This is a genomic window from Allobosea sp. P1_B10 (assembly GCF_056406735.1).
In genome coordinates, this window is the sequence record NZ_JBFTZP010000004.1 from 24,187 (window position 1) to 38,661 (window position 14,475).

Annotated in this window: 12 protein-coding genes; 10 read left to right on the top strand and 2 right to left on the bottom strand. The window is 64.8% G+C overall.

Annotated elements, in window-relative coordinates; all coding sequences use genetic code 11:
• Nucleotides 1–8: 8 nt before the first annotated feature.
• Nucleotides 9–1,625 (bottom strand): ABC transporter substrate-binding protein, encoded by a 1,617-nt coding sequence (locus AC1D2L_RS10830; protein ID WP_476845878.1) that lies wholly within the window; start codon nt 1,623–1,625, stop codon nt 9–11.
• Between the two features lie 61 nt (nt 1,626–1,686).
• Between AC1D2L_RS10830 and AC1D2L_RS10835 the strand changes: the two genes are divergently transcribed.
• The 8 genes from AC1D2L_RS10835 to AC1D2L_RS10870 all read left to right on the top strand — a co-directional run bounded on the left by AC1D2L_RS10835 (nt 1,687) and on the right by AC1D2L_RS10870 (nt 10,397).
• A complete protein-coding gene (locus AC1D2L_RS10835) occupies nt 1,687–2,595 on the top strand; it encodes a MurR/RpiR family transcriptional regulator (RefSeq protein ID WP_476845879.1) in 909 nt (302 codons plus the stop codon).
• Between the two features lie 25 nt (nt 2,596–2,620).
• Nucleotides 2,621–3,436, top strand: a complete 816-nt coding sequence (locus tag AC1D2L_RS10840) for a hypothetical protein (protein WP_476845880.1) — start codon at nt 2,621–2,623, stop codon at nt 3,434–3,436.
• A 300-nt stretch (nt 3,437–3,736) separates the two neighbouring features.
• A complete protein-coding gene (locus tag AC1D2L_RS10845) occupies nt 3,737–5,326 on the top strand; it encodes an ABC transporter substrate-binding protein (protein WP_476845881.1) in 1,590 nt (529 codons plus the stop codon).
• Nucleotides 5,327–5,493: 167 nt separating this feature from the next.
• Nucleotides 5,494–6,507, top strand: coding sequence for an ABC transporter permease (locus AC1D2L_RS10850; protein ID WP_476845882.1), 1,014 nt, complete (start codon nt 5,494–5,496; stop codon nt 6,505–6,507).
• Nucleotides 6,507–7,427 carry an ABC transporter permease gene (locus AC1D2L_RS10855; protein WP_476845883.1) on the top strand — a complete coding sequence of 307 codons (921 nt, stop codon included), beginning with the start codon at nt 6,507–6,509 and terminating at the stop codon, nt 7,425–7,427. The genes AC1D2L_RS10850 and AC1D2L_RS10855 overlap by 1 nt, the downstream gene beginning before the upstream one ends.
• Nucleotides 7,427–9,127, top strand: coding sequence for a dipeptide ABC transporter ATP-binding protein (locus tag AC1D2L_RS10860; RefSeq protein WP_476845884.1), 1,701 nt, complete (start codon nt 7,427–7,429; stop codon nt 9,125–9,127). Before AC1D2L_RS10855 ends, AC1D2L_RS10860 begins: the two co-directional genes overlap by 1 nt.
• A 124-nt stretch (nt 9,128–9,251) precedes the next feature.
• The gene (gene hpxZ, locus AC1D2L_RS10865) at nt 9,252–9,632 is read left to right on the top strand and encodes an oxalurate catabolism protein HpxZ (protein ID WP_476845885.1); all 381 of its coding nucleotides are present in this window, start codon (nt 9,252–9,254) and stop codon (nt 9,630–9,632) included.
• 81 nt (nt 9,633–9,713) lie between these two features.
• On the top strand, nt 9,714–10,397 hold the full coding sequence (locus AC1D2L_RS10870) for a GntR family transcriptional regulator (RefSeq protein WP_476845886.1): 684 nt from the start codon (nt 9,714–9,716) through the stop codon (nt 10,395–10,397).
• On the opposite strand, the gene atzF is transcribed toward AC1D2L_RS10870, so the two are convergent.
• Entirely contained in the window at nt 10,372–12,183 is a 1,812-nt protein-coding gene (atzF, locus tag AC1D2L_RS10875; RefSeq protein WP_476845887.1) for an allophanate hydrolase, read from the bottom strand. The genes AC1D2L_RS10870 and atzF overlap by 26 nt on opposite strands.
• Before the next feature lie 273 nt (nt 12,184–12,456).
• On the opposite strand from atzF, the gene AC1D2L_RS10880 reads away from it, so the two are divergent.
• Nucleotides 12,457–13,224 carry a cysteine hydrolase family protein gene (locus AC1D2L_RS10880; RefSeq protein ID WP_476845888.1) on the top strand — a complete coding sequence of 256 codons (768 nt, stop codon included), beginning with the start codon at nt 12,457–12,459 and terminating at the stop codon, nt 13,222–13,224.
• Complete coding sequence (locus tag AC1D2L_RS10885) at nt 13,173–14,432, top strand: AtzE family amidohydrolase (protein ID WP_476845889.1); 1,260 nt, start codon at nt 13,173–13,175, stop codon at nt 14,430–14,432. The genes AC1D2L_RS10880 and AC1D2L_RS10885 overlap by 52 nt, the downstream gene beginning before the upstream one ends.
• Nucleotides 14,433–14,475: the final 43 nt, after the last annotated feature.

A 14,475-nucleotide genomic window follows, 5' to 3' on the forward strand; every position in this document is an offset into this window, starting at 1 on the left:
TCAAGGCGTTACTTTACCGGCTTGACCGACATTGCGAGCATGTACTGGTCGGCACGGCCGGCGACCGACAGGTTCGCCTTGTAGGCCCAGATGCCGCTTTCGAAGTGCAGCGGGATGAAGGTGTTGTCGGCGAGGACGAGCTTGCCGGCCTGCTGGAGCAGTTCCGAGCGCTTGGCGTCGTCGAGCGTCGAGATCGCGGTGCGGATCACCTTGTCGAACTCGTCGTTCTTGTAGCCGCCATAGTTCGAGCCGCCGATGGTCTTGGCCTCGTTGGGGGTCGGCGGCCACTGACGCAGGAAGGACGCGGCCTCGCCGGTGCCCGAACCCCAGCCGCCGATGGCGACGCTGAATTCCTTCTTGGCGCGGCGCGGGAAGTAGATCGCGCGCGTCATGGCGTCGACTTCGGTCTTGATGCCGACCTGGGTCAGGTACTGGGCGACGGCCTGGGTGATCTGGCTGTCGTTGATGTAGCGGTCATTGGTGGTCGAGAGGGTGAGCTGGAAGCCCTTCTCATAGCCCGCCTCGGCCAGCAGCTTCTTGGCGGCCGCGGGATCGTAGACGAGCTTTTCGGGGTTGGGCTGAGTGCCGAACATGCCGGTCGGCAGGTACTGGTAGGCAGGCTCGGCCGCGCCATCCATGATCCGCTTGACGATGGCGTCGCGGTCGATCGCCAGCGACATCGCCTTGCGGACGCGCGCGTCCTGGAGCGGGTTCTTACCGTTCTCTGCCTTGACGAAGGGGCTCTGGTCGCGGCCGACATCGAGCTGGAAATAGATCACGCGGGTCGAGGGCGTGATGACATGGTCGAAGCGCTTGTCGTTCTTGATGCGGGTCAGGTCGCGCGCCGAGGGGTTCTCGATCACGTCGTAATCGCCGGCGAGCAGGCCAGCCAGCCGCGGGCCGGCATTGGTCACCGGCACGAAGCGCACGCTGGCCCAGGGCTCGGCAGGGCCCCAATAGGTCGGGTTGCGCTCGAGTTCGATGGCGGAGCCGCGCACATAGCTTTTCAGCTTGTAGGGGCCGGTGCCGATCGCGGCGGTGCCGTCATTGAAGTTGTTGACCGCCGGCCAGGCGCCGGTGACGCCACAATTCTTCGAGACGTCGTAGCTGATCGGGCCATGCTCGACGATCGAGGCCGAGAGGATAGGCAGGGCCGAGAGAAGATTCGCCAGCAACGGCTCGGGCTCGGTGGTATTGATGACGAGCGTATGCGCATCGGGCGTCTCGACGGAGGCGAAATTGCCGGTGATGTCGGCGAAGGAGCCCGAGACCTTGGTCTCGTTCTTCAAGGTGCGGCAGAAGGTGAAGACCACGTCCTCGGCCGTGAAGGGCTTGCCGTTCGAGAAGGTCACGCCCTGGCGCAGCTTGAAGGTCCACCGGTTCTTGCCGTCGTTCTCCCAGGAGGCGGCGAGGCCCGGATGCAGCGCCTGCTTGGCGTCCTGAAGCACGAGACCGTCGAAGATGTGCATCGCCAGCGCGTTGTTCGGCGTCAGGTCATGATAGTGCGGATCGACCGCCGTCGGCTCCGATGAGAGCGCGATCTTCAGCGACTGGGACCAGGCGGGCGCTGCGGCCAGACCTATGCCCACGACGCTTGCGACCAGTATTTGGCTACGCACCGACATCTCTCATCTCCACGACTGCTGGCTCGAATTTTGACAAGATCATTTTCGTTGGCTAGCAAACATGAAAATTATCCTTCGTCAATCGGATGAGCGCCCGTTGCTACCGGTCCTGAAAGCATCGACCGATCTGGCGGCTCGCATTACGAGTCTGTACCCATCCTTGAGCGCGGGGCATCGCAAGGCGGCCGATTTCGTGTTGGCGCATCCGCTCGATACCGCGACGATGACGATCGAGGGTCTGGCCGAGAAAAGCGGTGCCTCGACCGCAACAGTTACGCGCTTCGTGCGGGCGCTCGGCTATGCCGGCTATGGCGAGTTCAGGGCCTCTTTGTCGGAGGCGCTCAAGCACGCCATGGAACCGGTGCGCAGCCTTGCCGACGCCCATGGTGTCGTCGCATCGCCATATGCGACGCTGATCGGGACCCTCCACGACCAGGCGGACAATCTCGACACCGCGATCGCTGCGCTGGACGAAGCCGTGGTCTCGCGCGCCGTGGCGCTGCTGCTCGGCGCCAGGCGGATCTTCGTGATCGGCGCTGGAGCCAGCCATCACGTCGCGACCTTCCTGGAGGAGGGGCTGGCGCTGTATCTCGACGCCGACGTGATCTTTGCGGCGTCGCGGGCCGGCCCCGCCCGTGCCATCCGTCACATGCTCTCGGCTGGCCCCGGCGACCTCGTGATCGCGATCTCGATGCCCCGCTATTCGCGCACGACCCTCGAGCTCTGCGACTTCGCCAGGAAGCGCGCTGTTCCTGTCCTCGCGCTGACGGACAGCTTGACGTCGCCTCTCGCGCAAATTGCCGATCTCAGCATCATCGCGCCTGCCGGAAATCGACTCCTCCCCAACTCGCCAAGTGCGATATTCGCCCTGGCGGATGCCCTGATCACAGTGATAGCGCGCGAAAAGCCGGACTCCGCGGACGCGCTCAAGGAGCTGAGCGAGAGCCTGCTCTGGAACTTTCACAGATAGCTGCGTTGGCCGCGACACAGATCGGTTGGTGGCACGCAGCGGGGCCAAGCCCCCAAGATTGGGATGGCTGGCGCTCTTCAAGCGGCATGCTAGCTTGCGTAGACCCAAGCACCCTTCGGACCTGACCGCATTGCCGGATATCATCGAGACAGTTTCTTCACGCCGCGCCATCGGCTTGATCGTTCCGTCCTCGAATCGTGTCGTGGAGCGTGTGGCAGGTCGGATTCTAGCCGGATATCCGGACATAGATTGCTGTATCGCGCGCGTGCCTTACGGCGGGATCGTCAGCGCTGACCGGGCACCGCGCTACAACGGCAAACCTTTCGAAACCGCTGCGGCGCTGCTGGCCGATGCCGGCGTCGCTGTGATCTGCTGGAATGCGACGCGGGGCGTGGTGCTCGGCCTTGATGCCGATCGCGAACTCTGTCGGCGCATCGAGGACGAGACTGGTATTCCGGCAGTCACGACCTCGCTCGCGACGGTCGAAATGCTGCTGGCGACGAACCGTCGCGTTGGCCTGATCACGCAGGGCGATGAGGCTGAATCGCTGCACATCCTCGGGCAATTTCGCGCCCAGGGTTGTGCAATCGTCGATCACCTTTGGCTCGGCATTACCGACAATCTCGGCGCAGCGGCCATCAGCGGCGACACGCTGCTGATGCGGGCTCGCGCGCTGGCCGAGCGGACGGCACTCGATACGGTTCTGGTCTGGAGCACAAATCTCTCGGGCCACGAGGCGCGGCTGAGCCAGGCCGAGGCGCCTGGTTTCACGATCCTGGATTCGGCGGCGATCGGCATCGACGTAGCGCTGGAGCGCATCGGAAACGAAGGTCGAATCTAGCTGCCTTCAAAATAGGCTAAATCGACGTCATTGCATGCAAGCTGGCTCGCGCCTTCGCCGACGCTGATATTTATCTATCTAATTCAGCGTCCTGTCGCTTGGCACATTACCTGCTTGAAGGGCGGTTATGTGCGCCTTCGCTCATCCTCATCATCGGCTCGGATCGGTTCGCGTTGGAGCAAACGCCGGAGGTGCCCGCGTTGTGGGCGCTCGTCAGGCGTCGGCTGCAGATAGCTGCCGCATTGAGGAAGCCGTGGCGCCCTCCCGTACTCCGACAGGCAAAACAAGGGTCGCTAAACGATGATCACTCGCCGTACTGCCATCGCCGCAGGCCTTGCCGCGCCCTTCGTCGCCCAAGGCAGGGCACAGGCCCAGGCGCCCAGCCGCAATGAGACGCTGCTGCTCGTGCAGGAGTACGGCCCCAACAGCCTGGACATGCAGGGCATAGGCTCGTCGCAGCCGGTCAACGGCGTGGCCCTGAATTGCTATGACCGCCTGCTGCGGTTCAAGCCGGTGGCTATCCCCGGGGGCGGCGGACATACCATCGCGATGGGGGAACTGGAAGGCGAGCTCGCGGAGAGCTGGCAGGTCGCTTCGGACGGCATGAGCTGCACCTTCAAGCTGCGCGATGCCACCTTCCACTCAGGCCGCAAGGTCACGGCGAAGGACGTGAAGTGGTCGCTTGACCGCGCCTGCACGATCGGCGGTTTCGCCACTACGCAGATGAACGCCGGCTCTCTGGAGAAGCCCGAGCAGTTCGTCGTCGTCGATGACAAGACTTTCCGGATCGACTTCATCCGCAAGGACAAGATGACGCTGCCGAACCTGGCCGTCACGATTCCGTTCATCTTCGATTCCGAACTCGCCATCAAGAATGGCGGCGACGACCCGCTGGCCAAGGAATGGCTCAAGAACAACATCGCGGGCTCGGGCGCCTACAAGGTCGAGAGCTGGAAGCCCGGCGTCGAGACGATCTATGTCCGTAACGACGACTGGAAATGCGGAAAGCTGCCGCAGCTGCGCCGCATCATCGCGCGCGATATTGCGTCACCGTCGACGCGGCGGGCATTGATGGAACGTGGCGACGCCGATGTTTCGTACGGTCTGCCCCCGAAGGACTTCAAGGACCTGCTCGATGCCGGCAAGGTCAATGTCGTCGGCGTGCCGATCCCCAACGGGGTCTGGGGCGCCTACCTCAACACGCAGGTCGGCCCCTTCAAGGACGTCCGGCTGCGCCAGGCGGTAGCCTGGGCGATGCCCTACGAGAAGATGCTGCAGGCTTCGCTATTCGGGCGCGGCGTCGACATGTCCGGCGGTTCCTCGACACCCAAGGTGGCCTGGCCGCAGCCCTTTCCCTACAAGACCGATATGCCAAAGGCCAAGGCGCTGGTCGATGCCGCCGGCGGTCCGTTCTCGACGACTCTGCTGTTCGACGCCGGCAACGCCACCGTCGCCGAGCCGATGTCCGTGCTGATCAAGGAGGCGCTCAGCGCTATCGGCATTACGGTCGAGATCTCGAAGGTTCCAGGCGCAAATTTCCGCGGGGAGATCAGCAAGAAGACCAATCCTATGGTTTTGAACCGCTTCGCGGGCTGGCTCGACTATCCCGACTACTATTTGTACTGGACGATGCACGGCAACAACTCGATCTTCAACATCGCCGCCTACCAGAATCCGGCGCTGGACAAGCTCGTCGACGAGGCTCGCTTCACGGCCGACAAGGCGCTCTACGACAAGACGGTCGTCGACTTCATCTCGCTTGTTGAGGGCGAGGTGCCGATGGTGCCGATCGCCCAGCCGACGCATGACGTCGCGCTTCAGAAGTCGATCGGTGGCTACCAGTTCCAGCCCTGCCGCGAGCCCGATTTCCGCTACCTGACCAAGGGGTGACGAACCATGGTCGAGGGAGCAGCGGGAGCCATGCTGTCATCCCGGACAAGCCGCGAAGCGATGTCGATACGCACTGGTTTGCATGCGGGGTACGGCGAACATGGAGGGTGGGTGTCCGCTTCGCTGCGCCGGGCACCTCCTCGCGCGTCGATCAGGAGAGGTAGATCATGCTGAAGCTGATCGGTGGCCGGCTGATGACGACAATCCCCTCCATCCTTGGGGTCATCGTCGTCACCTTCCTCCTGACCCGGGTCCTGCCAGGCGATACCGCAGCCTATTTCGCTGGACCGACCGCCTCGGCGCAGGCCATTGCCGAGATCCGCAGCAAGCTCGGCCTGGACCAGCCGCTGCCGGTCCAGTTCGTGTCCTATGTATCGGCACTGGTGAAGGGGGACCTGGGACAGTCCCTGACGACCGGCCAGCCGGTGACGAAGGACATCGCCGCGCGGCTCCCGGCCTCGGCGGAGTTGACGCTCGTAGGGCTTCTGCTGGCTATGGCGGTCGCGCTGCCGCTTGGCGTACTGGCGGCCGTGAAGCAGGGCTCGTGGATCGATCACCTCTGTCGGATCGTCGCCACCGCAGGGGTCTCGCTGCCTGTGTTCTTCACCGGCCTGCTGCTGGTCTATGTGTTTTATTTCCTGCTCGGCTGGTCGCCGGCGCCGCTCGGGCGCCTTGACATCTTCGCGACCGAGCCACCGCGCGTTACCGGGTTCCTGCTGATCGACACGCTCGTTGCGGGTGATTTCTCGACGTTCCGCGCGGCATTCGCGCAGCTCATCTTGCCGGCGGTGACGCTGGCGATCTTCTCGCTCGCGCCGATCACCCGCATGACCCGCGCCTCCATGCTCGCCGTGCTCGGTGCCGATTTCGTGCGCACAGCCCGCGCGAGCGGCCTGAGCAATGGCAAGGTCATCGGCACCTATGCCTTCCGAAACGCCATGCTCCCGGTTGTGACCACGCTGGGCATGGTCTTCTCATTCCTGCTCGGCGCCAACGTTCTGGTCGAGAAGGTCTTCGCCTGGCCCGGCATCGGTTCGTATGCGGTGGAGGCGCTGATTGCCTCGGACTACGCGCCGATCCAGGGCTTCGTCCTGACCATGGCGGTGATGTATGTCGCGCTGAACCTGCTCATCGACCTGCTCTACGGCGTCATCGATCCCCGCGTCCGGCTGGAGGGCTGATGTCCATGAACGACATGAGCCAGACCAAGGTCGCGACGGACGGTGCGCCCGCCCTGCGTCTCGATGCCCCGCCATCGACCAGCCTTTGGGCGCATGGCAGGCATATCGTCTCCGAGAATCCCGTCACCGGGCTAGCCTTCGGGCTGTTCGCGCTGATCCTGTTCGCCGCCGTTTTGGGCCCCTCTGTCGTGCCCTTTGATCCGCTGATGAGCGACACCACCGCCTCGCTGCAGGCGCCAAGCGCAAAGCACTGGTTTGGCACCGATCAACTCGGTCGCGACATCTTCAGCCGCGTCATCGTTGCGACGCGGCTCGACTTCTCGATTGCGATCTTCTCCGTCGCGCTGGTCTTCGTGCTCGGCGGATTGGCAGGCGTGACGGCCGGCTTCTTCGGCGGCTGGGTCGACAAGCTCGTCGGCCGAATCGCCGATACGATCATGGCCTTTCCGCTGTTCGTGCTCGCGATGGGCATCGTGGCGGCGCTCGGCAACAGCGTTACGAACATCATCATCGCAACGGCGATCATCAACTTTCCGCTCTACGCCCGGGTCGCGCGCGCCGAGGCGAACGTACGACGCGAGGCCGGATTCGTGCAGGCGGCTCGACTCTCGGGCAATTCCGACTGGCGGTTGCTGCTGACGCAGATCGTTCCCAACATCATGCCCATCATGGCCGTGCAGATGTCGCTGACGATGGGCTACGCAATCCTGAATGCGGCGGGACTGTCGTTCATCGGACTGGGTGTCCGGCCACCGACCCCCGAATGGGGCATCATGGTCGCGGAAGGCGCGAGCTTCATTGTCTCGGGGGAGTGGTGGGTCGCCTTTTTCCCCGGGCTCGCGCTGATGGTCGCGGTGTTCTGTTTCAACCTGCTCGGCGATGGCGTGCGCGATCTCGTCGATCCACAGCGGAGGAATTGATGAGCAATCCCCCGCTCCTGGACATCAAGAACCTCACGGTCGAGTTCGCCACGCGGCGCGGCACCGTCCAGGCCGTCAAGTCGATCGACCTCAGCGTCGCCAAGGGCGAGACGGTCGCGATCGTCGGCGAGTCCGGCTCGGGCAAGTCAGTGACATCCTATGCCGTGGTGCGCATCCTGGACCGCGCGGGCTCGGTCGCGGAAGGCTCGATCACGTTTTCCGGGATCGACCTCGTCACAGCCGATGAGACGCAGATGCGCGACCTGCGCGGACGCGAGATCTCGATGATCTTCCAGAATCCGCGCGCGGCTCTCAATCCCATCCGCAAGGTCGGACGGCAAATCGAGGACGTGTTGCTGCAGCACGTCCAGGCGACCCGCGCGACCGCGCGCGAAAAGGCGATCGAGGCGCTGACCAGGGTGCGCATCGCCCGGCCCGAGGAGCGCTACGACGCCTATCCCTTCGAGCTCTCGGGCGGCATGTGCCAGCGGGTGGTGATCGCGCTCGCGCTCGCCTGCCAGCCCCAATTGCTGATCGCAGACGAACCTACGACCGGTCTCGACGTGACGACGCAGAAGGCGGTGATGGACCTGATCGTCGAGTTGACGCGCGAGCGCGGCATGTCGACGATCCTGATCACGCACGACCTGGGCCTCGCAGCCGCCTATTGCGACCGGGTCGTGGTTATGGAGAAGGGCAAGGTGGTGGAGACCGCCGCCGCCACCGAGATATTCCGCAACCCTCAACACCCCTACACCCGCAAGCTGATGCAGGCGACGCCGCGCATAGGGATGTCGCTCGCCGATCTCTTGCCCGGCTCGGCGAAGGGGCCTCCCGCTGAGGCGAGGGCGCTGTCCCCGGATGTGGTGTCGCCCGAGCCGTTGATGCGGGTCGAGAATTTGGTCAAGGAGTATCCGCGACCGGAGGCCGGCGCCTTCCTCGCGAGGCTGATGGGAAAGGTGAAGCCACAGCAATCCGCCTTCCGCGCCGTCGATGGCATCAGCTTCAGCGTCGCCAGGGGCGAGACGCTTGGACTCGTCGGCGAATCCGGCTGCGGCAAGTCGACGACCTCCATGATGATCACGCGGCTGATCGACCCGAGCGCCGGCAGCATCGTCTTCGACGGCACGGATATCGGGGCGATTCCCGCCAGACAGTTCGCGGCGTCATCGCACCGCCGCCGCATCCAGATGGTATTCCAGGACCCGACCGACAGCCTCAATCCGCGCTTCACGGCAGAGCGGGCCATTGCCGATCCGATCATGCGGATGGGGTCGATAGGCGGTCGCGACGCCTTGAGGGCCCGCTGCGAGGACCTGGCGAAGCTTGTCGGGTTGCCGATCGAATTGATCGACCGTTTCCCGCACCAGCTTTCCGGGGGACAGAAGGCTCGCGTCGGGATCGCCCGGGCGATAGCGCTCGACCCGGATCTCGTCATTCTCGACGAGCCGACCGCCGCTCTCGACGTTTCCGTCCAGGCCGTGGTGCTGAACCTGCTGCAGGAGCTGAAAGGGCGGCTCGGCATGAGCTATCTTTTCGTCTCGCACGACCTCAACGTGGTCAGGCTGCTTTGCGACCGGGTTATCGTGATGAAGACCGGCGCCATCGTGGAGCGAGGCACAGCCGAAGAGGTTCTGGGGAATCCAAAGGCGGAGTACACAAGGGAACTGCTGACCGCGATTCCACATCCGCCCGCGTGATTCTGGTCTCGGCCGCGCCGTATCGTGTGGCTCCGTCGCCTTCAAGCATGACGCGGAATTTCAGCATGGCTATGCATGCTCTCCATCTGTCGGGCGGCAGCATGGGGAGGTCTGGAGACAATCCATGAAGATGAACGACCCTGCCGTGCTCGCCGAAGTCGAGGCTGCCTTTGCCGTCTATGAAAAGGCGCTGACTAGCAATGACGTTGCGACGCTGGACGCGCTCTTCAAGGATACTCCGCTGACGCTGCGCTACGGCGTGGCCGAGAACCTCTATGGCCACGGCGAGATCGCAGCCTTCCGGTCGGCCCGTTCTTCCGTGGGACTGGAACGCAAGCTCGAAAGGACGGTCATCACGAGCTATGGCGACGCCATGGCGACCGCCAACACGCTGTTCCGACGCGACAGCATGCCCGGAAAAGTCGGTCGGCAGAGTCAGACCTGGGTCAAGTTCCCGGAAGGCTGGCGGGTCGTTGCCGCGCATGTCAGCGTGATCGCCGACTGAGTTTGCCTGGGACAATGACCGCCGTCGCAATGCCTGTTATGCAGGCATCTGCGAACCCGCCTGCTGTCCAGTCCTGATGTCATGCCGCCGCGCCCCCTCCCAGCCAGATCGACGGCAACGACGCAGCCTAGGACCCGCACGGAGGCACTGCGCCTTCAGATCGCCGACGAGATCATCTCCGGCGCGCTCGAACCGGGCTCGCCGCTCGACGAGCAGGATCTAGCTGCGCGCTTCGGAGTCTCACGAACCCCCGTTCGCGAGGCGATCCGCCAGCTTTCTGCCTCGGGCCTGGTCAGCGTCCGGCCGCATCGCGGCGCAGTCGTAGCCCTTCCGACACCCCGGCAACTCGATGACATGTTCGAGGCCATGGCTGAGTTGGAAGCCCTCTGCGCCGGACTTGCCGCCCGCAACATGACCGTTCCGGAGAGGCGGGGGCTGGAGGCGCTGCACCAGGCCCTCCGCGCGCTCGTCCACGAAGGCGACCCGCTGCGCTACCACGAGACCAACGAGGCCTTCCATGCCGCGATCTACACAGGATCGCATAATGGCTACCTGGCCGAGATGACCTTGATGACGCGCGCCCGCGTCGCGCCGTTCCGCAGAGCCCAGTTCCGGGCGGCAGGGCGGCTCGGCGGCTCCTATCAGGAACACGACCTGATCGTGCAGGCGATCTTGCGCGGCGATCAGGTCGGCGCGATCGAGGCGATGCGCGCCCATATCGGCATCGTCCGCGACGCCTTCAGGAACTATGCGGGAGCGTCTTAGCGTTTGCCGCCGCGACGTAGGCCCTCCAGCCTCCGAACCCTGTCACATCGCACGCCTCCTCGGTCGCGATCTGCTCGCAGAGGAAGCCTTTGACCCTCGTACCATCGGCGAGCGCGAGCGTGCCGATGCCCAGGGGCGAGGGAATGCCGGCGACGAACCGGCCAAACCCCTCGGGAGGCATGGCCCAGACCTCGAGCGCGATGGCGCCGCCGCCTTGATTGACCCGGATCAGCCCCGGTCGCGACGGCGGGCCTCCGGGCAAGGCGAAGAGGCGGTAGTTGGAGGTCGTCGTCGAGGCACGCAGGAACGTCGCGCCCAGGGCGGTCAATTCGCCGTTGAGCGGCATGCCCGAGAGATGCGCCCCGACGACCGCAATCTCGATTTGGCCGGGCGACGCGGACACAGGAAGTGCCGTGAGCGGAGGCAGCGGCGCCTCGCTCGCGCCCATCGTCAGCCCCGACACCTGGTGAAAAGCTCGGCCGAAGCTGGCAAGCGCGGCGTCATGACCCGACGGCGCGATGAAAGTGACTCCTGCCGCTGTGCCGTCCCCGGCCAGGCTGACCGGAACAGCAAGCGCGCACATATCGAGCAGGTTCACGAAATTGGTGTAGCGGCCGAGCAGCGAATTCTGGCCGACGGGATCTGCTGCCATCTGTGAGAGTGTCACAGCGCGTGGGGCAGTCGGCACCATCATGGCGTCGATGCCCTTCAGCGCAGCTTTGGCAGCGAGGGCGAGTTCGGCCAACCTATACTGCGCGGAAAAAGTGTCCGCAGCATCGGGCAAGGGCCGGTCGGTTATGACCTGCCTGATCACCGGAAGGACCGCATCCGCATCCTCTGCCAACACATCTCGGATTGCGAGGAAGCGCTCTGCCACCCAGGGACCGTCATAGAGCAGGCGCGCGGTCTCATAGAATGGCGTCATGTCGAGTGGCACGATGGTTGCGCCAAGCGACTGCGCGCGCGTCACCGCGAGGGCAAAGCTGTCTGCCGCGACCCGATCGCCATCGAAGTCCAGGTCGGCCAAACGGGGAATGGCGAGCCTGATATGGCTTGGCTGCGCGCCGATACGCCCCTGCGGCACGGCTCGCGAGAAGGGGGCGGCCGCGTCGGGACCGGCGATCACCTCGAGTATGGCCGACGCGTCATCGACCGTCAGTGCAAAAACGGAAACGCAATCGAGCGTGCGGCAGGCGGGAACGACTCCGGTCGTCGAGACCAGGCCGAGGCTGGGCTTCAGGCCGACGAGGTTCTGCAGCCCAGCCGGCACGCGGCCGGAGCCGGCGGTGTCGGTGCCCAGCGCGACAGGGACGATTCCCGCAGCAACCGCACATGCAGAACCCGAACTGGAGCCGCCTGGCACGAGATCGGCCCGGAGCGCGTTGCGCGGCACGCCATACGGCGAGCGGGTGCCGTTCAGCCCCGTGGCGAATTGGTCGAGGTTGGTTTTGCCGATGATGATCGCGCCCGCCGCGCGAAGCCTCGCCACGGCGAAGGCATCGGCGGCAGGGAGATAGGAAAAGGCGGGGCACGCCGCGGTCGTAGGCAGGCCGGCGACATCGATGTTGTCCTTCACCGCAACCGGCACGCCCCAGAGCTTGCGTCCCATCGCTCCCTCGGCCTGGAGCCGCGCCGCCTCGGCCAGCACCTGTTCCTCCGGGCGAAGAGTGATGAACATCGCGACATCGCCATGGACGCGATGGCGGGCATAGGTCGCAGCGATGGTTTCCGGGAGCGTGCGGAGACCCTCGAGATGATCGGCAAGAAGCGTGGTCACGGTCGTCACGGCAGGGCCTCGCGGTTCAAAAGCCTATCGAATGGGCATTAGCCCGCGTGATGCATACAAAGATTATGCATATTGGTTGTGGCGCATGTCACTTGGCCCCACCGGAGTGCCAGGGCCGAAAGTGTTCCTCTCTTTGCAGCATTATCGTATCCAACAATATCAGTGCGTTAGCGCACTTTCTGCACGCTCGATCTTTCGTCACGTCCTCAGATCCGCAGTCAGGCACGCCCCTTGCAAAGCTCGTTCCGTTCGCCAGCGACGGGAGCGTCCTGTATGAGCCGGTGCGATATTCCAGCCGAACCCTTCGCGATCAGCGTGGATTTCGCGCGCACGGCGCTCGTGATCATCGACATGCAGAGGGACTTTCTGGAGCCTGGCGGTTTCGGCGCGGCGCTGGGCAACGATGTCTCGCTGCTTGCGGCTGCGATCGCGCCATGCAGGGCGATGCTCGCAGGCGCGCGGGCCGCCGGCATGCTGGTCATCCATACGCGAGAGGGACACCGCCCAGATCTCTCGGATGCGCCCCGCGCCAAGGTCCTGCGGGGCGATCCAGCCACGTGCATCGGTGCGGCAGGTCCAATGGGGCGCATCCTGATCCGGGGCGAGGCGGGCCACGACATCGTGCCGGCGCTCAGGCCCCTGCCAGCGGAGCCGGTGATCGACAAGCCCGGCAAGGGCGCGTTCTACCAGACCGATCTCGACCTGATGTTGCGCAATCGCGGCATCGAGACGCTGCTCGTCAGCGGGGTGACGACCGAGGTCTGCGTGCACACCACGCGCGTGCTGACAGCCGATGGCGTCGTCAGCCTCATCGGTTGCCTGATGGGAAACCCTTTCATCAATGCGGTCTATATCGGCCATCCCGGCTGGAAGGCGATGGGCGGGCGCATCGGCTATTCGGCCGCGACAGGGCTTATCGTCGTCATCCTGTGCTGGTTCGGCGTCATCGCCCTCATGCTGCCTTCACCGACATCACGGCCGAACGGGCATTGGCGCAGGCGCGGTCGATCGACGTCAGGCGGGCGGCCGGGGAGAAGCTAGGACCGCTCGCCGGCGTGCCCTTTGCCGCGAAGAACCTGTTCGACATCACTGGCCTGCCGACACGCGCAGGCGCGAAGATCAACCGGGAGCGCCCGTCGGCCTCGCGCGACGCCGTGCTGATCGAGCGTCTGACCGAGGCCGACGCCGTGCTGCTGGGCGGTCTCAACATGGGCGAGTACGCCTACGACTTCACTGGCGAGAACGCTCATGACGGACCCTGTCGCAATCCCCACGACCTGTCGCGCATGGCTGGCGGATCGTCCTCTGGATCAGGTGCCGCAACGGCGGCAGGGCTCGCGCCGATCTCGCTAGGATCAGACACCAACGGCTCGATACGCGTACCGAGTTCTTTCTGCGGCATCTTCGGGCTGAAGCCGACCTATGGCCGGCTGCCACGAACGCGCAGCTTTCCCTTCTGCGATTCACTCGACCATCTAGGCCCGTTCGCGCGGGACGTGACGGATCTGTCATTGGCTTATGACCTCATGCAAGGCGCGGACCCGCATCACCCCGCCTGCCGGCGAGGGCCTGTCGAGCCCACCTTGCCGACGCTGCACAGCGGCGTGTCCAACCTGCGCATCGCGATAGCAGGCGGCTACTTCTCGACGGATGCGATGCCGGAGGCGGGCGCCGCGGTTGCCGCGGTTGCTCAGGCACTTGGAACGAAGCGAGTGATCGACATCGCCGGCGCCGGGATCGCGCGGGCGGCGGCTTTCCTGGTCACGAATGGCGAAAGCTCGGCTTTCCATCTCTCGCGGCTTCGGCACCGTGCCGACGATTTCGACCCGGAGACGCGCGACCGGTTTCTCGCCGGGGCGATGCAGCCTACGGCCTGGTATCTCCAGGCCCAGCGCGCGCGGCGCTGGTTTCATGACGCGATGATGCGGCTCTTTGAGACGGTCGATCTCATAATCGCACCCGCGACGCCCTGCGTCGCGCCGGAAATCGGCCAGAAGACCATGCAGCTGCGAGGCGAGTCCGTCGCCCTTCGCCCCAACCTTGGATTGTTCACGCAGCCGATTTCCTGCGTCGGCCTGCCGGTTGTTGCGGTGCCTGTTTTTGGGGACGGTCTGCCGATCGGCGTGCAGCTCATCGCGCCGCCGTGGCGCGAGGATATCTGCCTGCGCGCTGCCTTTGCCTTGGCAGCCGCGGGCGTCGCAGTTGCCAAGCCTCCACGGCTGGACGTCATCGAATCTGCCCGGGTCTGACCAGCCGAGCAGGCGGCAAGCTGAAGGTCCCGTCCGTCCTCGC